The sequence below is a fragment of the Streptomyces sp. NPDC002144 genome, from assembly GCF_053593695.1.
Genome location: NZ_JBSFDB010000005.1, coordinates 179,023 through 197,090, shown reverse-complemented (window position 1 = coordinate 197,090; position 18,068 = coordinate 179,023). Strand labels below are relative to the sequence as shown.

At 70.1% G+C, this 18,068-nt stretch carries 16 protein-coding genes; 4 read left to right on the top strand and 12 right to left on the bottom strand.

Translation table 11 applies throughout. The features are described from left to right. Positions 1-5 precede the first annotated feature (5 nt). The 3 genes from ACWCQ1_RS09940 to nsdA form a co-directional block, all read right to left on the bottom strand. Positions 6-344, bottom strand: a complete 339-nt coding sequence (locus tag ACWCQ1_RS09940) for a P-II family nitrogen regulator (protein ID WP_133046785.1) — start codon at positions 342-344, stop codon at positions 6-8. After that, the gene (locus tag ACWCQ1_RS09935; protein ID WP_133046784.1) at positions 341-1,681 is read right to left on the bottom strand and encodes an ammonium transporter; all 1,341 of its coding nucleotides are present in this window, start codon (positions 1,679-1,681) and stop codon (positions 341-343) included. The genes ACWCQ1_RS09940 and ACWCQ1_RS09935 overlap by 4 nt, the downstream gene beginning before the upstream one ends. A gap of 332 nt (positions 1,682-2,013) precedes the next feature. Continuing rightward, positions 2,014-3,492: a transcriptional repressor NsdA gene (nsdA, locus tag ACWCQ1_RS09930; protein ID WP_133046783.1), complete on the bottom strand. Its 1,479-nt coding sequence runs from the start codon at positions 3,490-3,492 to the stop codon at positions 2,014-2,016. Between the two features lie 447 nt (positions 3,493-3,939). Here nsdA and ACWCQ1_RS09925 point away from each other — a divergent pair, with 447 nt between their 5' ends. Further along, positions 3,940-4,596, top strand: coding sequence for a bifunctional DNA primase/polymerase (locus ACWCQ1_RS09925; RefSeq protein WP_133046782.1), 657 nt, complete (start codon positions 3,940-3,942; stop codon positions 4,594-4,596). A 204-nt stretch (positions 4,597-4,800) separates the two neighbouring features. Here the strand turns inward: ACWCQ1_RS09925 and ftsY are convergent, their stop codons facing one another. Next, entirely contained in the window at positions 4,801-6,003 is a 1,203-nt protein-coding gene (gene ftsY, locus ACWCQ1_RS09920; RefSeq protein WP_358595692.1) for a signal recognition particle-docking protein FtsY, read from the bottom strand. A 304-nt stretch (positions 6,004-6,307) separates the two neighbouring features. Here ftsY and ACWCQ1_RS09915 point away from each other — a divergent pair, with 304 nt between their 5' ends. Then, positions 6,308-7,279, top strand: a complete 972-nt coding sequence (locus ACWCQ1_RS09915) for an LLM class flavin-dependent oxidoreductase (RefSeq protein ID WP_451026217.1) — start codon at positions 6,308-6,310, stop codon at positions 7,277-7,279. Between the two features lie 113 nt (positions 7,280-7,392). Here ACWCQ1_RS09915 and ACWCQ1_RS09910 read toward each other — a convergent pair whose 3' ends face one another. The 4 genes from ACWCQ1_RS09910 to ACWCQ1_RS09895 all read right to left on the bottom strand — a co-directional run bounded on the left by ACWCQ1_RS09910 (position 7,393) and on the right by ACWCQ1_RS09895 (position 13,708). Beyond that, complete coding sequence (locus ACWCQ1_RS09910; RefSeq protein ID WP_451026216.1) at positions 7,393-8,814, bottom strand: sugar porter family MFS transporter; 1,422 nt, start codon at positions 8,812-8,814, stop codon at positions 7,393-7,395. 193 nt (positions 8,815-9,007) lie between these two features. Continuing rightward, positions 9,008-12,619: a chromosome segregation protein SMC gene (gene smc, locus ACWCQ1_RS09905; RefSeq protein ID WP_451026215.1), complete on the bottom strand. Its 3,612-nt coding sequence runs from the start codon at positions 12,617-12,619 to the stop codon at positions 9,008-9,010. Positions 12,620-12,839: 220 nt separating this feature from the next. After that, positions 12,840-13,043 carry a hypothetical protein gene (locus tag ACWCQ1_RS09900; protein ID WP_016432419.1) on the bottom strand — a complete coding sequence of 68 codons (204 nt, stop codon included), beginning with the start codon at positions 13,041-13,043 and terminating at the stop codon, positions 12,840-12,842. Between the two features lie 383 nt (positions 13,044-13,426). Then, a complete protein-coding gene (locus tag ACWCQ1_RS09895) occupies positions 13,427-13,708 on the bottom strand; it encodes an acylphosphatase (protein ID WP_133046777.1) in 282 nt (93 codons plus the stop codon). Positions 13,709-13,877: 169 nt separating this feature from the next. Between ACWCQ1_RS09895 and ACWCQ1_RS09890 the strand changes: the two genes are divergently transcribed. After that, positions 13,878-15,002 carry a CAP domain-containing protein gene (locus ACWCQ1_RS09890; protein ID WP_358595679.1) on the top strand — a complete coding sequence of 375 codons (1,125 nt, stop codon included), beginning with the start codon at positions 13,878-13,880 and terminating at the stop codon, positions 15,000-15,002. Positions 15,003-15,014: 12 nt separating this feature from the next. Here the strand turns inward: ACWCQ1_RS09890 and ACWCQ1_RS09885 are convergent, their stop codons facing one another. Then, positions 15,015-15,596: a flavodoxin family protein gene (locus ACWCQ1_RS09885; protein WP_358595676.1), complete on the bottom strand. Its 582-nt coding sequence runs from the start codon at positions 15,594-15,596 to the stop codon at positions 15,015-15,017. A 135-nt stretch (positions 15,597-15,731) separates the two neighbouring features. Here ACWCQ1_RS09885 and ACWCQ1_RS09880 point away from each other — a divergent pair, with 135 nt between their 5' ends. Continuing rightward, complete coding sequence (locus ACWCQ1_RS09880) at positions 15,732-16,133, top strand: winged helix-turn-helix transcriptional regulator (protein ID WP_133046774.1); 402 nt, start codon at positions 15,732-15,734, stop codon at positions 16,131-16,133. Here ACWCQ1_RS09880 and mutM read toward each other — a convergent pair. The 3 genes from mutM to rpmF all read right to left on the bottom strand — a co-directional run bounded on the left by mutM (position 16,106) and on the right by rpmF (position 18,066). Then, positions 16,106-16,966, bottom strand: a complete 861-nt coding sequence (gene mutM, locus ACWCQ1_RS09875) for a bifunctional DNA-formamidopyrimidine glycosylase/DNA-(apurinic or apyrimidinic site) lyase (RefSeq protein WP_133046773.1) — start codon at positions 16,964-16,966, stop codon at positions 16,106-16,108. The genes ACWCQ1_RS09880 and mutM overlap by 28 nt on opposite strands. 79 nt (positions 16,967-17,045) lie before the next feature. Then, entirely contained in the window at positions 17,046-17,885 is an 840-nt protein-coding gene (gene rnc, locus ACWCQ1_RS09870) for a ribonuclease III (protein ID WP_165954999.1), read from the bottom strand. Between the two features lie 7 nt (positions 17,886-17,892). Continuing rightward, positions 17,893-18,066 carry a 50S ribosomal protein L32 gene (rpmF, locus tag ACWCQ1_RS09865; protein WP_003951102.1) on the bottom strand — a complete coding sequence of 58 codons (174 nt, stop codon included), beginning with the start codon at positions 18,064-18,066 and terminating at the stop codon, positions 17,893-17,895. Between the last annotated feature and the right edge of the window lie 2 nt (positions 18,067-18,068).

Genomic DNA, 18,068 nt, shown 5'->3' with positions numbered 1-18,068 from the left:
TTCCGTCAGAGCGCGTCGGGGCCGCGCTCGCCGGTCCGCACCCGGACCGCCGTCTCGACCGGGATCGACCAGACCTTGCCGTCACCGATCTTGCCGGTGCGGGCCGCCTTGACGACGACCTCGATCAGCTGCTCGGCGTCGTCGTCCTCGGCCAGTACCTCGATACGGATCTTGGGCACCAGGTCGACGGTGTACTCGGCACCGCGGTAGACCTCGGTGTGGCCCCGCTGACGACCGTAACCGCTCGCCTCGGTGACCGTCAGGCCGTGGACCCCGAAGGCCTGGAGGGCTTCCTTGATCTCGTCGAGCCGGTGCGGCTTGACGACGGCGGTGATGAGCTTCATGCGTCCACCTTCTTGCTCTCCGTGGCGGCCAGGACCGAGGCGGCGGATCCGGCGATGCCACCGCCCGCGCCGCTGAAGTCGTATGCGGTCTCGGCGTGCTCGGCCTGGTCGATACCGGCGACCTCCTCGTCCTCGGTGACCCGCATGCCGATGGTCTTGTCGAGGAGGAAGGCGAGGACCGCGGAGGCGATCAGGGAGTAGGCGAGGACCGCGCCGACACCGGCGAACTGCTTCCACAGCTGGGTGAAGGAGTGGTCGCCGTAGAAGACACCGGTCGCGGTGGACTGGCCCTTGCCGGTGGCGAAGAAGCCGATGAGCAGGGAGCCGATGATGCCGCCGACCATGTGGACGCCGACGACGTCGAGCGAGTCGTCGTAGTTGAACTTGAACTTCAGGCCGACCGCGGCGGCGCAGGCGACACCGGCGATGGCACCGACGGCGATCGCGCCGATCGGGGAGACCGCGCCACCGGACGGGGTGATCGCGACCAGACCCGCGACCGCTCCGGAAGCGGCGCCCAGCGTGGTGAACGCGCCGTGGCGGATCTTCTCGTAGGCGAGCCAGGCGAGCATGGCGGCGGCGGTGGCGACCTGCGTGTTGACGAACATCAGCGCGCCGACGCCGTCGTCGTTGCCGAGCCAGGAGCCCGCGTTGAAGCCGAACCAGCCGAACCACAGCAGACCGGCACCGAGCATCACCAGCGGGAGGCTGTGCGGACGCATCGGGTCCTTCTTGAAGCCGACGCGCTTGCCGATGACCAGGATGACGCCGAGGGCGCCGGCACCGGCGTTGATGTGGACCGCGGTACCACCGGCGAAGTCGATCACACCGAGCTTGAAGGCCCAGCCGTCGGCGCCCCACACCCAGTGGGCGACCGGGACGTAGACGACCGTGAGCCACAGGGCGACGAAGAGCGCCCAGGCCGAGAACTTGACGCGGTCCGCGAGGGCGCCGCTTATCAGGGCCGGCGTGATGATCGCGAACATCATCTGGAAGACCATGAACACGAAGATCGGGATGGTGTAGCCGGGCCAGAGCTCGGTGAGGCCGACCTTGTGGAGTCCGAACCAGTCGGTGTCCCAGCCGATCAGGCTGTTGTTCGTGCCGAAGGCGAGAGAGAAACCGTAGAGCACCCACAGAATGGTGACGATGCCGATGCTGATGAAGCTCATCATCAGCATGTTCAGGGTGCTCTTGACCCGGACCATGCCTCCGTAGAAGAAGGCGAGACCCGGGGTCATGATCAGCACCAGGGCGGATGCGATCAGCATGAAGCCTGTGTTGGCGGATGACAGCTTGGGTGCCTCCGCGGCAAGCGTGATGGCGGCTGATGCCATCGGCGTCTCCTCGTCGGTTGTACGGCCCCGTGCGGGTCGGAGCGTGTGAGCGGTCCGGTTAAAAGGGGTGGGCCGGTTATGCGCCATGAGATTGGCGCAGCGCGGTTTCGATGGAAGCCCCTGGTTGTTTCACCGGAGTGACGAAGACGCCCTGTGTGTTACGCGTCGATGAACTGCCGGATGTCCGGCCGCGCGATCGTTATCGTGGCGCAACCTTCGCGAATGACGGGAACCGGCCGCGGTCGGCCTTCCGACGACCTGGCATGGGGGAGCCGAGTCGGGCAGTTCGGGAGGGCCGGCCGCGGCCGGGGTCAGGTGTTTCTCCTGCTGGGTCAGACCGCTTCGGCGTTCTCCGGGAGTTCGATGGCGAGCTTCTCGGTGAGGTCGACGACCTCGGCCAGCTCCCCGAAGTCGCGTACAGCCGTGTCGACCGTCTTTCGGATACGAGTGTTCACGCGCTCCGAGCGGACCTTCTTGGCGATGTGCATGGCCTGCTCGGCCAGCACCGCGCTCTGCTCGGGTTCACGCCGCAGCAGGTGCACGGTGGCCATGCCGATGAGGTTGAGTGCGTACGACCGCTGGTGCTCGCTGTCCGCCGCGAACAGCTCCACCGCCCGCTGCATCAGCGGCTCGGCCAGCGAGGCGTAGGTGGGGCTGCGGCCGGCGACATAGGCGAGGTCGCGGAAGGAGTGGCTGTTCTCCCCGTACAGCTCGGCCTCGGAGAAGAAGCGGATCCAGTCGGGATCCGGGTCGTCCCACTCGTCGACGTCCGCGAAGGTGTCCTCGGCCATCCGCACGGCCCGCTTGCACTTGCCGGGCTGGCCCATGTTGGCGTACGCGCGGGCCTCCATCGCATACAGCATCGACTGGGTGCGCGGGCTCGCGCAGTCCCGGCTGCCGTACTGCGCGAGGTGGATCAACTCCAGTGCGTCGTCGGGCCGGCCGAGGTGGATCATCTGGCGGCTCATGCTGGACAGGACATAGGAGCCGAGGGGCTTGTCGCCGGCCTCCTTGGCCGCGTGCAGGGCGAGCACGAAGTACTTCTGGGCGGTGGGCTGCAGCCCGACGTCGTACGACATCCATCCGGCCAGCTCGGCCAGCTCGGCGGCGACCTTGAACAGCTTGCGGGTGGTCTCCTCGGGCTGGGGCTCCTGGAGCAGGTCGGTCACCTCGTGCAGCTGGCCGACGACCGCCTTGCGGCGCAGGCCGCCGCCGCACTGGGCGTCCCACTGGCGGAACATGATCGTGGTGGACTCGAGGAGGTCCAGCTCGGGCCTGGAGAGCCGGCCGCGGGCCCGGCTGACGGGCTCGGGCTCCGGCTGCGGGGTCTGCGGCGCGGGCACCAGCCAGCGCTGCATCGGCTCGATGAGGGACGGGCCCGCCGACAGCACGAGCGAGCTCCCGAGGAAGCCGCGCCGCGCCAGCATCAGGTCGCTGCGCGAGAACTCGCTGAGCAGAGCGACTGTCTGCGGGCCCGTCCAGGGCAGGTCGACGCCGGACACGGACGGTGACTGGCGTGCCGCGCGCAGGCCGAGGTCCTCGACGGAGACCACGCACCCGAAGCGCTCGGAGAACAGCTCGGACAGGATTCTGGGGATGGGTTCGCGGGGGTTCTCGCCGTCCAGCCAGCGGCGCACCCGGGAGGTGTCGGTGGAGATGTGGTTGGCGCCCAACTGGCGTGCCCTGCGGTTGACCTGACGGGCCAGCTCGCCCTTCGACCAGCCGCTGCGGACGAACCACGACGTGAGCAGCTCGTTCGGGCGCTTGTCCGTGCTGGTCGCGGTCGTCCCGCCTCCGCCGTTGCCGCTCACTGGAACGCCCCCATCCCTGAGACCACTTGTCGCTGAGTGCGCCAAGCCCTATCAGAATGCCGGTAAATACGGCCGCCCGTCCGCCGGTTCTCACCCTTCGAACGCGATGCCGAGTTGCCTCCGGCATACCCACGAGTGCATGTGCCCCCAGGACTCGTGCACTCAAAGTAATCCTACGATCACGCGTCCAGCCATGGCGATCCCTGAAACGCCACCATTCGCCACCCCTTCGAATGAACTAACGGTCGCCGCCACACGATTCACTTGACATAGGACGGCCGGGAGTAGGCGGAGCGATGCACTCAGGGGCGCGCACGGCCGAGTTCACCACCAGGGGTACTTCCGAGCGCCGCTCGGGACCGAGCGGAACCGGGGCATCCGAACACAGAGGGTCACGTTCCGCATCCGCGCCGTAACCACCGACGCGTCGGAAACGTTGGAGGGGGCATGGGGTTCACGATCGGCGGCATCCGGGAGATCCGGTCCGGCACGCGCAGGCGCGGTCGCTCCTCGGAGTGCACCGCCGTCGCCGAGTACACCGGACTGTGGGGCTGGGACGTCGTGGCGGGCGCGCGGGCCGCGGGCGGCCAGTGCTCCTGCGGCCGTGCCGACTGTCCCGCGCCGGGCGCGCACCCGCTGGACTTCGCACCCCCCGTGCCGGCCGGCGCCACCCTCGACGAAGTGACCAAGACCTGGGGCGAGTTCCCCGGTGCCGCGGTGATGCTCGCGGTCGGCCGCGCGTTCGACGTCATCGAGGTGGCCGCCCCCGCAGGGCACCGCGCCCTCGTCCGCCTCGAACGCATGGGCCTCCCCCTCGGCCCGGTCGCCGCCACCCCCGAGGGCCGCGCCCACTTCTTCGTCGCCCCGGGCGGCGCCGCCGAACTCCCCGCGCTGCTCTACCGCATGGGCTGGGACGACCCGACCTCCCTGGACCTGCGTGGCCTGGGCCCCGGCACCCACATCACCGCTCCCCCGTCGGACCGGGCCGGCCTGGGCCCCGTCCGCTGGCTGCGCCCCCCGGCCCTGGACTCCGCGACGAGGCCACCGGCGGCCCGCCTCCTGCTGGGCACCCTGGCGTACGTGGCACACCGGTCGCGGGCATAGCCGCACCTGCCACACCGGCCGCGGGCGAAGCCGCACCTGCCACACCCGCCGCGGGCGAAGCCGCACCTGCCACACCCGCCGCGGGCGGAGCCGCACCTGCCACACCGGCCGCCTGCACAGCCGTACCCCCCGCCCCGTACACAGCGAAGCGCCCGCTCCCGACTGCACCTCGGGGCGGGCGCTCCTTCGTGTGGTGGGGGCCGGTCAGTCACCGATAAGGGCATCCACGAACGCCTCCGCCTCGAACGGGGCCAGGTCGTCCACGCCCTCGCCGAGACCGATCAGCTTGACCGGTACGCCCAGCTCGCGCTGGACCGCGACCACGATGCCGCCCTTGGCCGTGCCGTCGAGCTTGGTCAGGACGATGCCGGTGATGTCGACGACCTCGGCGAAGACCCGGGCCTGGACCAGGCCGTTCTGCCCGGTGGTCGCGTCCAGTACCAGCAGCACCTCGTCCAGCGGGGCCTGCTTCTCGACGACGCGCTTGACCTTGCCGAGCTCGTCCATGAGGCCGGTCTTGGTGTGGAGACGGCCGGCGGTGTCGATGAGCACGACGTCCACGCCCATCTCCTTGCCCTCCTTCACCGCGTCGAAGGCGACGGAGGCGGGATCGCCGCCCTCGGGCCCGCGAACGGTGTAGGCGCCGACGCGCTCACCCCAGGTCTGCAGCTGATCGGCGGCGGCGGCGCGGAAGGTGTCGGCGGCGCCCAGCACCACGCTGCGTCCGTCGGCGACGAGCACCCGGGCGAGCTTGCCGGTGGTGGTGGTCTTGCCGGTGCCGTTGACGCCGACGACCATCACGATGCCGGGCTTGCTGGTCTCAGGCTCGGTCTTCACCGTGCGGTCCATGCCGGGGTCGACCAGCTTGAGCAGCTCAGCGCGCAGCAGGCCGCGCAGTTCCTCGGGGGTGCGGGTGCCGAGCACCTTCACGCGCTCGCGCAGGCCGTCCACCAGTTCCTGGGTGGGCTGCACTCCGACGTCGGCGGTGAGCAGGAGGTCCTCGATCTCCTCCCAGGTGTCCTCGTCCAGGTGCTCCCGGGACAGGAGCGCGAGCAGCCCCTTGCCGAGCGCGTTCTGGGAGCGGGAGAGACGGGCGCGGAGGCGCACGAGCCGGCCGGCGGTCGGCTCGGGCACCTCGATCTCGGGGACTTCCAGAGCCGGCGGTTCCTCGACGGTGACCGGCGCCGAGCCGTCCGGAAGATCCACCTCCTCTATCGTCCGGCGCGGTTCGTCGCGGGGCGTCTCGGCCTCGTCGCCGACGTGCGGCTCGGCCGGAGGGGCGGTGATGTCGGGCGCGGAGGGGGGCGGCGGCGGCAGCGGCTTCCTGCGACGACTGCCGACGACGAGCCCACCGAGCGCGCCGAGCACGACCACGGCGATGACTACAGCAAGGATGACGGTTTCCATAACACCTTCAGTATGGCGTGACGTCCCCCTCGATCGTTCGATGCACAGGCGGGCTCGTGCCCTGCCGGGCCGGGCCGGCCCGCGGTCCGACTTCGGTCGGCCGGAAGCTCCTCGGGAGCGGAGTCACAACGCGTCCAGTACCGGGACGTGCCGGGTGCGCACTGAGCGTCCCCCAGGGGGGTCGTGGCCCATGCAGTGGGCCGCGACCCGCCCTCGTCTCATCGCGGCAACCCAACGGCATGGCCATCTGACGCTCCGTCAGCTACCGTCCCCCGCACCACCCGCCCTGTGAAGGGGGACCCCCATGCCCGTCACGGTCGTCCGCTTCAACCTCGTCGAGCCCGGCGCCACCCCCGCCACGCTCTCCGCCCGCTACCGCGCGGCACTGGAGATGGCCGCTTACGCCGACGAGCACGGCATCACCACCGTGCAGACCGAGGAGCACCACGGCGCCGACAACAACTGGCTGCCGTCGCCGTTCGCCTTCGCGGGCGCGGTCTTCGGCGCGACCCGGCGGATCGCGGTGACCGTGTCGGCGATCATCGGCCCGCTGCACGACCCGCTCCGGCTGGCCGAGGAGATCGCCGTGCTGGACCTGCTCAGCGGCGGCCGGCTGGTGACGGTCGCGGGGATCGGGTACCGCCCGGAGGAGTACGCGCTGTTCGACGTGGAGTGGAAGCGCCGCGGGAGGATCCAGGACGAGGTCCTGGAGACGCTCCTGAATGCCTGGACCGGCGAGGCGTTCGAGTACCGGGGCCGTACGGTACGGATCACCCCGCGCCCCTTCACCGACCCGCACCCCCTGCTGCTGGTCGGCGGCTCCTCGAAGGCCGCCGCCCGCCGGGCCGCCCGCCTCGGTCTCCCCTTCTTCCCGAGCGCGCATCTGCCGGAGCTGGAGGCCTACTACAAGGAACGGCTCGTGGAGTACGGCACCGAAGGCTGGACCATGATGCCGACCGCCGAGACCCCGCTGCTGCACATCGCCGAGGACCCGGACCGGGCCTGGGCCTCCTACGGCGCGCACTTCCTGCACGAGGCCCGGACCTACGCCTCCTGGCAGTCCGGGGACATCCGCTCGGCGGTGAAGTCGGGGGCCACGAGCGTGGAGGAACTGCGTGCCGAGGGCGTCTACCGGATCCTGACGCCGGACCAGTGCGTGGAGCAGGGGCTCGACAATCTCGTCCTGCATCCGCTGTCCGGTGGCATGCCGGTGGAGGAGGGATGGCGCAGCCTGCGGTTGTTCTGCGAGAACGTACTGCCCCGGCTCGGGGAGTGAGCCGGGGCGGTACGTCCTGCGGATACGGGGAGAGGGGCGGCGGGGACTTGGCCCTTCTCCCCGAGCCGGGGGCCTTCACTCGAGTCGGGGGCCTTCCCCCGAGCCGGGGGGCCTCAGCCCATCTCCTCCAGCGCCTTGCCCTTCGTCTCCTTGACGAACTTCAGGACGAACGGGATGGAGAGCGCCGCGAAGACCGTGTAGATCACGTAGGTCGCGGAGAGGTTCCAGTCGGACAGCGACGGGAAGCTAGCGGTGATGGCCCAGTTGGCGATCCACTGCGCCGAGGCGGCCACGCCCAGGGCTGCGGCGCGGAGCTTGTTCGGGAACATCTCGCCGAGCATGACCCAGACGACCACACCCCAGGACAGGGCGAAGAAGAGGACGAAGACATGGGCGGCGACCAGGGCGGTCCAGCCCTGCGCGGCCGGCAGCTTGCCGTCGACCAGGTGGTACGAGAAGGCCCAGGCCTCCAGCGCCAGACCGATGACCATGCCGACGGAGCCGATCAGGGCCAGCGGCTTGCGGCCGATCCGGTCCACGAAGATCATCGCGATCACGGTGCCGACGATGTTGATGATCGACGTCGTGAAGGAGTAGAAGAACGAGTCCGTCGGGTCGACGCCGACCGACTGCCACAACGTCGAGGAGTAGTAGAACGCGACGTTGATGCCGACGAACTGCTGGAAGACCGACAGGCCGATACCGACCCAGACGATCGGCTTGAAGAAGAAGCCACCGCCGAGCAGGTCCTTGAACGACGACTTGTGCTCGCTCCGCATCGCCTGCTCGATCTCGGCGACCCGGGCGTCGAGGACGGCGCTCTCGCCCCCCTCGACCTCGGCGAGGATCTCGCGGGCGCGCTCGCGCTTGCCGGCGGAGATCAGGAAGCGCGGCGACTCGGGGATGGCGAAGGAGAGCAGGCCGTACAGGACGGCCGGGATCACCATGACGCCGAGCATGACCTGCCAGGCCTCCAGGCCCATCAGCTTGCCGCGCTGGTCGCCGCCGACCGCGTTGAGCAGACCCCAGTTGACCAGCTGGGAGATGGCGATGCCGACGACGATCGCGGCCTGCTGGAAGGAACCGAGCCGGCCGCGGTACGCCGGCGGGGCGACCTCGGCGATGTAGGCGGGGCCGATGACGGAGGCCATGCCGATGGCGAAGCCGCCGACGACGCGCCACAGGGCGAGGTCCCACAGGGCGAAGGGCAGCGCGGAGCCGACGGCGCTGATGGTGAACAGCACGGCGGCTATCTGCATGCAGCGGATCCGGCCGATGCGGTCGGCGATCCGGCCCGCGGTCGCGGCGCCGATGGCACAGCCGATCAGGGCGATGGCGATGACCTGGGCGAGGGCCGCGGAGCCGATGTCGTAGCGGTCCCGGATGGCCTCGACGGCGCCGTTGATCACGGAACTGTCGTAGCCGAAGAGGAAACCGCCCATCGCGGCCGCCGCCGCGATGAAGATGACATGCCCGAGGTGATCGGGATGAGCCGTACCGGCTCCTGACTTCTGTGCCTGCGCTGTGCTGGTCACGTTCAACTCCTCGGGCCACCGGCAACGCCGCCGGTGCGGTCAGCGCTCCAGGTAGGTGGTACCTGAAGCTAAATCCAACTCTGCTGACCTTATGCCTTCAACTCCCAAAATCAAACGCGGGGAAATGTGAGAACTGAGACAGGATTCAGTGACTTACGTTCACTTCTTGAAGGGACGCCCCGCCGACGACAGGTCAGCGCAGCCGCTGGCTGATGACCTTCGAGACACCGTCGCCCTGCATGGAGACGCCGTACAGCGCGTCGGCGACCTCCATCGTGCGCTTCTGGTGCGTGATCACGATGAGCTGCGAGGCCTCCTGCAGCTCCTGCATGATGCGGATGAGCCGCTGGAGGTTGGTGTCGTCGAGGGCGGCCTCGACCTCGTCCATGACGTAGAACGGGCTCGGACGGGCCTTGAAGATCGACACCAGCAGGGCGACGGCGGTCAGCGACCGCTCGCCACCCGAGAGCAGGCTCAGCCGCTTGACCTTCTTGCCGGGCGGCCGGGCCTCGACGTCGACGCCCGTGGTGAGCATGTTGTCTGGATCGGTCAGCACGAGCCGTCCCTCGCCGCCGGGGAAGAGCCGGCTGAAGACGCCCTCGAACTCCCGGGCGGTGTCCCGGTAGGCCTCGGTGAAGACCTGCTCGACCCGCTCGTCGACCTCCTTCACGACCTGAAGGAGGTCGGCGCGGGTCTTCTTCAGGTCCTCCAGCTGCTCGCTGAGGAACTTGTGCCGCTCCTCCAGCGCGGCGAACTCCTCCAGCGCCAGCGGGTTGACCTTGCCGAGCTGCTGGTAGGCGCGCTCGGCCGCCTTCAGCCGCCGCTCCTGTTCGGCCCGGTGGAACGGCTTCGGCCGGTTGCGCGGATGCTCCGGGTCCTCGGGCAGTTCCTCGCCCTCGGCGGGCGGGGAGGGCGGTACGAGCTGGTGGGGGCCGTACTCGGAGACGAGCCCGGCGGGTTCGACGCCCAGTTCCTCCAGCGCCTTGGTCTCCAACTGCTCGATGCGCAGCCGCTTCTCGGCGCCGAGGACCTCACCGCGGTGCACGGAGTCGGTGAGCTTGTCGAGCTCCGCCTTGAGGTCACGTCCGGCGTTGCGGGCTGCGGTCAGCTCCTGCTCACGCCGGGCCTTGGCGGCCTCCGCGGCGGTGCGCTCCTCGTCGGCGCGGGTGAGCGAGACCTCGACGTGCGCGAGCAGCTGGCGGGCACCGGAGGCGACGGCTTCCGCGACGGCCGCCTCGTGACGCAGCCGGGCCCGCCGCTGCTCGGCACGCGCGTGTGCCTCGCGCTCCGCGCGGGCGGCGCGGTCGAGGGAGTCGGCGCGCCCGGCCAGGCCCTTGACGCGTTCCTCGTGCGTACGGACCTGGAGGCGGGCCTCCATCTCGGTCTGGCGGGCGTTGGCGCCGTCGGCGGCGAGGCGGTCCCGGACGGAGGTGTCGGGCTCCTCCTCGACGGGCATCTCCTCGGCCACGGCCAGCCGTTCGGCGAGTTCCTCGACGTCCTGGAGTGCCTTGTCGAGGGCGTCCTGGGCGCGGGCCGCCGCCGCGACGGACCGCTCGGCCTCGCCCGCGGCGCCTCTGGCCTGTCCCGCGAGACGGCCGAGCTGCTGGGCCACGGTCGACTTCTCGCGGTCGGCGGCTCGGCGGCGGTCGGCCAGTTCCTCGACACGGGCGGCGCATTCCCTGCGGCGCTCCTGGGCCGCGTGCTGGGCCTCGGTGAGTTCCTCGCAGCGGACGGCCAGGTCTTCGAGTTGGGCGGCGGCCTCGTCGACGGAGGCCTGTACTTCGAGGAGGCTCGGGGCGCCGGCGGAGCCGCCGTGGGCGAAGTGGGAGCCGAGCAGGTCGCCTTCGGCGGTCACGGCGGTGACGTGGGGCTGGGAGTAGACCAGTTCCTCGGCGTCTTCGAGGGTGGGCACGACGACGATGCCCTGCAGAAGGCGACGGACCGCCGGCATCAGGTCGGAAGGGCCGCGGACCAGATCTGCCGCGTGCTGATGTGTGGCGTCTGCCGGGCCGTCGTGGTTGATCGCGCTCCGCGGCGGAGCCGCAAATTGTTGCAGCCCCGCGCCCCTTTGGGGCGCGTCTTCGGGGCCCCCGGCCAGAATCAGTGCCGCCCGTCCCCCGTCCTGCTTGCGCAGGAGCCGGATCGCATCGGCCGCCGCCGACGGTGACGTCACCGCCAGTGCGTCCGCCGCCGCACCGAAGGCCGCCGCCAGGGGGACCTCGTAGCCCGGGGTGATGGTCAGGAGTTCGGCTGCCGGGCCCAGCAGTCCGGAGAGACGATCCTTCGCTCCCAACAGGGCGCCCGTGCCGTCCTTTCTGCGCAGGCCGAGTGCCAGCGCCTCATGGCGGGCCTGTGTCGCCGCGCGCCTGCGTTCCGCCGCCGTCGCCGCCTCGCGGGCCGCCGACAGGGCGGTCTCCGCCTCCGTCAGCTGCTGTCTGGCCGACTCGTGCCGCTCCGCCAGTTCGGCGTCGCCGGCGTCCAGGCCGTCGACCTCGGCCTTGAGCGCCTCGTACTCCTCCTGGGCGGCGACCGCGCGCTCCTGTGCCTCGTCCCTCGCCGCTGCCAGCCGGTCGATCTCGGCCTGGGCCGAGGCGGCGCGCGAACGGGCCGCGTTGACCTGGCCGTTGAGGCGGGCGAGGCCCTCACGGCGGTCGGCGATGGCGCGGGCCACGTCTTTCAGGCGCCGTTCCTCCTGCGTGAGTTCGCGTTCGAGTTCGGCGCGGTGGGCGACCGTGTCCTCCAGGGCGCGTTCGGCCGCCTCCAGGGCCGCCTCCAGCTCGGCCTCCTGCTCCCTGATCCGGGCGGCCTCGCGCTCCATGTCCTCCGGGTCGCGTCCGCGCCGCTCCTCGGGAGGCGCGGAGGTGGCGCTCTTCACGCGGGCGTCGGCCAGCGAGATCGTGCCGCGCACGCGCTCGGCCAGCTGCGAAAGCTCGTACCAGGTCTGCTGGGCGCGCTGCAGGCGCGGGGTGAGCTGCCGTACCTCGTCCTCCAGGAGGGCCTCGCGCTGGAGGGCCTTCTTCAGCTCCTGCTCGGCAGCTTCCTTGCGCTCCTTCAGCGCGGCCTCGTCGGCGACCTCGGCCTGCAGCGCCTGGCGCAGTCGTACGAGATCGTCGGCCAGCAGACGCAGCCGGGCGTCGCGGAGGTCGGCCTGGATGACGGCGGCCCGGCGGGCGACGGCGGCCTGCCGGCCCAGTGGCTTGAGCTGGCGGCGGAGTTCGTCGGTCAGGTCCTGCACGCGCGCGAGGTTGGCCTGCATCGCGTCGAGCTTGCGGAGGGCCTTCTCCTTGCGCTTGCGGTGCTTGAGGACGCCCGCCGCCTCCTCGATGAAGGCGCGGCGGCCCATGGGATCGGCGTGCAGGACGGAGTCGAGCTGGCCCTGGCCGACGATGACGTGCATCTCGCGGCCGATGCCGGAGTCGGAGAGGAGGTCCTGGATGTCCAGCAGACGGCAGGTGTCGCCGTTGATCTGGTACTCGCTGCCGCCGTTGCGGAACATGATCCGCGTGATGGTGACCTCGGCGTACTCGATGGGCAGCGCGCCGTCGGAGTTGTCGATGGTCAGGGACACCTCGGCGCGGCCCAGCGGCGGGCGGCCGGTGGTGCCGGCGAAGATGACGTCCTCCATCTTGCCGCCGCGCAGCGACTTGGCACCCTGCTCGCCCATCACCCAGCTGAGGGCGTCGACGACGTTGGACTTGCCCGAGCCGTTCGGTCCGACGACGCACGTGATCCCCGGTTCGAACCGGAGCGTGGTCGCCGAGGCGAACGACTTGAACCCGCGGAGGGTCAGGGCCTTGAGGTGCACGCCGCTGGACTCTACCTTCCGGGGGTGTCTCACTCCATGAACGTGCTGTCTCCCGCGGTTTCACCTTTGAACATGCAGGGCACATCAAACGTTGTAGAAGGTGAAAGGATGCGCGGGGGCAGGTAAGAAAGAAGGGACGCCGAAGCGTCCCTTGCAAATCTGACAACTTAGCGGTTGATACGGGCGGCCCAACCACTGCTGTCGTGGTGCGATGCAGTGATCAGGTGAGCGCAGGCTCCGCCTGGTGTGCGTCGATGCTCTCCATGATCCTGTCGTGAGAAGCGGCAGCCGCGAGCGCGTCGTTCTCGGCCTGGATCCGTACGAGCTCGGATTCCAGGTCCTGGACACGCTGCTGAAGCCGTCGCATCTCGGCGAGGAGTCGAGGGTCGGAGCCGCCGACGTAACCGAGAAGCGCCTTTGCCATGATGGATGGTCCTCCACACTGAGTGACCGACCGAAGCGGTGTGGGTCGTGAGGGAATCGCACCCGTGGTGCTTGACACTATGGAGTTCATGCTGCCGTTCATCCATGCCAAACAGCTAAGGTGCGCGGGGTGCTTTCAGCGTCTCACCAAAAAGTTTGACGGTCAACACGATCACGCCCCGTATTGGCGGGCATCCCGGGGGCGCGCGGCCTGAGAACGGCTGCGCTGCGACTCCTGCGGGCCCCTCGGGGCGTGGCGATCATCTTTGCGTGCGCAGCCTGCCAGAGCAAGCGGTTCTTGGCAACCACCAGCGTCTTTCCGCTCCCGGCAGCTGCCGGTGGCATGTCCGTCCGCTCCCGCCTGGGCCTCTTTACAGAAAGCGGTCAGCGGATGGCGAAGCCGTCGTAACCCCCGCGAGGTGTGTCCCAGATCTCGGTGACGCCTTCCACGCGCCCGGGCGTGTCGTCACCCTGGAGCCAGTCCAGAAGTCCTTCACAGGACTCCCGCGAGCCCTCCGCGACCACCTGGACCCGGCCGTCGCCCAAATTGAGAGCAAAACCACTCAGGCCGCCGAGCTCCAGCGCCTTGGCCCGCGTGAACCAGCGGAAACCCACACCTTGGACGCGTCCGCGCACCCAGGCGACCAGTCGTACATCCTCGCTCATGGGGGCAACCTAACCGGCCAATGTCTCTCCGGACACTTCCTCCTCTGGCGCCATGCGGTACCGTCCCCACCCAATGAATCTCAGATAAAACTCACTCGAAGGAGTGAGCTGGGTCACCCGCAAGATCGTATCCGGCGGGTTGACCGCCAGGACGAGGAAGGCCAGAAACATGGGACGCCACCGACGCTCCGCCGCCGGCCGCGCCGCCACGGGCCGCGCCACGGGGGTCACAGCGAGGAACGGCTCGCACGCCGGCAGTTACGACCCCCGGCAGTACTCGTACAGCTATGACCCGCCGGAGGCCTACGGGCCCGAGGACCCGCCCACGCTGGGCACGGCCCCGTATCTGAACGCGGACGAGTACGCCGAGGCCTCCGCTCGGAGTGCCGCCTACCTGTTCGCCAACGAGGACGACTACCGCACCGTCTTCCCGGACGACGGCTTCACGCCCGACGGCGGGCGCGGCGGGTCGCACCGCCGTCGGAAGCGGACCGTGACGCCGGTGAAGACCGGGCTGCTCGGGGTCTCCGCGGCGGTCGCGATCGGCACGGTCGCGGTCGCCACGGGTGCGGTGCCCGGGCTGGACAACTACAAGCTGGGTGGCGGTGGCGGCGGCGGAAAAGTGCAGGCCGCGAGCACGCCGAGCAACTCGGCGGCCGAGCAGGGCGGCACCTCCGGCAGCGTCCAGGGCCGGGACGACGGCTCCTCGACGAGCCGCGACGCCGACCGCTCGCCCACGCCCTCCGCGGTTCCCTCCGCTCCGTCCGCCTCCGCGGCCGCCCCGACCGAGGTGCCGACGAAGAAGCCGAAGGCGCCGCAGAGCAAGAAGCCGAAGACGACGCCCTCGAAGCCCTCGCGGAAGGAGACCGCGCCGCCGAAGCAGTCCGCGACCGCCCCCGCGGTGACGGTCTCCGCCCAGGCCGCGGCCGAGGCGGAGGTGCTCAAGCTCGTCAACGAGGAGCGGGCCAAGGTCGGCTGCAGTGCGGTGTCCGCGAACAGCACCCTGTCGGAGCTGGCGGAGAACTTCAGCGACGCCATGGCCGCGCAGAACTTCTTCGACCACACCGACCCCAGCGGCGCGACGCCGTGGGACCGGGCCGCCAAGCTCGGCATCACCAGCCTCGGCGGCGAGAACATCGCCCGGGGGCAGGCCGACGCGGCCGCGGTGATGGAGGCCTGGATGAACAGCCCCGGCCACCGGGCGAACATCCTGAACTGCGACTTCAAGACCCTGGGGGTCGGTGTCCACTTCGGCACCGGTGGCCCCTGGTGGACACAGGACTTCGGCTACTAGACGTTACGAGGCTCAGGCGGCGCGGCCCTGGAGGAACACCCGCGCCGTCTCCGCCACCCGGCGCCCCAGGTGCTCGGCGGTCTGGACGTCCGCCTTGTGGACGGCGTCCGGGCCCTCGTCGACGTTGGTCTGGGCGGCGGCGCCCGCGAAGACACCGAGGCGGTTGAGGTCGTGCTCGCTGCCCTCGCTGTTGTTCCAGCCGGGGTGCAGCCCGAGGTTGACCCAGTGCATGCCGTGCTGGCCGGCGAGGATCTGGAAGAACTGCAGGGTGTGCAGCTTGTCGCCGCTCTTGGAGCCGGAGTTGGTGAAGCCGGCCGCCAGCTTGTCCTTCCAGTCCTGCCCGAACCAGCGCTTCGAGGACGCCTCGGCGAAGACGTGGAAGGCGCCGGACGCGGTGCCCATGTAGGTCGGCGAGCCGAAGACGATGGCGTCCGAGCCGTCCAGCAGCGCCCACTGCTCGTCGGTGATCCCGTCGACGTTGATCAGGTGCACCTCGGCACCCGCCTCGACGGCACCGGCGCGGACGGCCTCGGCGAGCACGGCGGTGTGGCCGTAGCCGGAGTGGTAGGCGATGGAGACAACAGGGGTGGTCACGATGAGTACTCCTGAGATGAGCATGGATGAGCGTTCACAGTCAATGACCAGCTCACTGGCGATGACGAAAGGAAAGCACTAACTTCTGGTTAGTGCAACCTGTCAGTTAGCGCTGCGTTCGCGTACGCTTGTGCTATGGACAGCACGCAGGAGCGCCCGTCGGCGCACGACCTCCCGTTCAATGTGTTCGCCAAGGCATGTCCCTCGCGCGGCACCCTCGAACACGTCACGGGACGCTGGGGCTCGCTCACGCTGGGCGCGCTGTACGAGGGTTCGCTGCGCTTCAACGAGCTGCGCCGCCGGGTCGACGGCGTGAGCGAGAAGATGCTCTCCCAGACGCTGCACGCACTGGAGCGCGACGGCCTGGTGCACCGCGAGGCCCAGCCGACCAACCCGCCCCGCGTGGACTACGAACTGACCCCGCTCGGCCGCCAGGTCGCCGAGCGGCTGCTGGACCTGATCCACCTGGTGGAGGGCCGCATGAACGACGTCCTCACGGCCCGCGAGCGTTACGACGCCACGCGCGGCGCCCTCTGACACTTCGGGCAGAAATAGCTGGACCGGTTCATCCAGGGGCGCCTGCGCAGGGGCGTACCGCACCTCTTGCACGGCAGCCCCTCACGGCCGTACGCGTCGAGGGACCGGTCGAAGTAGCCGGACTCCCCGTTGACGTTGACGTACAGGCTGTCGAAGCTGGTTCCGCCGACGGCGAGGGCCGCGTTCATCACGTCCCTTACGTGGCCCAGGAGTTCGGCCGTGCGCGGGCGGGTGAAGCCGGCGGTGGGGCGCTCGTAGTGGACGCGGGCCCGCCAAAGGGCCTCGTCCGCGTAGATGTTGCCGACCCCGCTGATCAACGACTGGTCCAGCAGGGCCCGTTTGATGGTGGTCCGCTTGCGGCGCAGCGCCTGGTGGAAGGCGTCCTCGTCGAACAGCGGGTCGAGGGGGTCGCGGGCGATGTGCGCGATGACGTCGGGCAGGCCCTCGGGGGTGTTGTCGTGCAACGACAGCCCGCCGAAGGTGCGTTGGTCGACGAAGCGGAGTTCCGTCGCGAGGGCGTCGGCGAAGCGGACGCGGATGCGCAGGTGCTTCTCGTCGGGGGCCGTGGCCGGCTGGACCAGCAGCTGGCCGCTCATCCCGAGGTGCGCCAGGATCGACTGGCGGGTGTCCTCCAGGGGCAGCCACAGATACTTGCCGCGGCGGCTCGGGACGCCGACGCGGTGGCCCTTGAGTCGGTGCGCGAAGTCGTCGGCGCCCGCGATGTGGCGCCGTACGGCACGCGGGTGCAGCACCTCGGCGTCGGCGACGACACGGTGGGCGACCCACCGCTCCAGGCCGCGCCGGACGACCTCGACCTCGGGCAACTCGGGCATGACGACTCCCGTACCGGACTGTGGATGAGCCGAGCGCCCGCCCCGGTGTGCGGGACAGGCGCTCGGGACGCGCTGTTCGTCAGGCAGAGACGGACGTCGGGCCTTCGTCGCCGTCCAGGGCGGCCTTCTCGGCCGCCGCCTTCTCGGCGCGCTCGTCCGCGGCGGCCCGGATGGACCGCCAGGCGGACTCGGCGGCCTGCTGCTCCGCCTCCTTCTTGCTGCGGCCGGTGCCGGTGCCGTACGAGACGCCTCCGACGCGGGCGGCAGCAGTGAAGGTCTTCTCGTGGTCGGGGCCGGTCTCCGTGACCAGGTACTCGGGGACACCGAGCCCCTCGGTCGCGGTGAGCTCCTGGAGACTGGTCTTCCAGTCCAGGCCGGCACCGAGGTTCGAGGACTTCTCGATCAGCGGGTCGAACAGGCGGTGCACCAGTTCGGAGGCCGCGTCGAGGCCCTGGTCGAGATAGACCGCGCCGATCACCGCTTCCAGGGTGTCGGCGAGGATGGACGCCTTGTCCCGGCCCCCCGTGCCCTCTTCACCGCGGCCCAGCCGGATGAAGGAGCCGAGTTCCAGGCCGCGACCGACCTCCGCCAGCGCACGCGAGTTGACCACCGCGGCCCGCAGCTTGGCCAGTTGGCCCTCGGGCAGGTCGGGGTGGGTGTTGTACAGCGTGTCCGTGACCACGAGACCGAGCACGGAGTCCCCGAGGAACTCCAGCCGCTCGTTGGTCGGCAGACCGCCGTTCTCGTACGCGTAGGAACGGTGGGTCAGCGCACGCACCAGAAGGGCGGACTCGAGCTTGTACCCGAGCCGCCCTTCCAGAAGCGTGTGGGACGAGGCTGTGTTGTCCGCTTTCTTCTTGGCGGACGGGTCCGCCTTGGCGTCATCCGCCTTCTTGGCAGTGGACACGGTGCCTCTCACCAGCCGCTCAGACCTCGAGGACCTGGCGCTTGTTGTAGGTGCCGCAAGACGGGCACGCGATGTGCTGCTGCTTGGGCTCGTGGCAGCGCTCGCACGCAACCAGGGTGGGGACCGCAGCCTTCCACTGCGACCGGCGGTGGCGCGTGTTGCTGCGCGACATCTTCCGCTTCGGAACAGCCACGG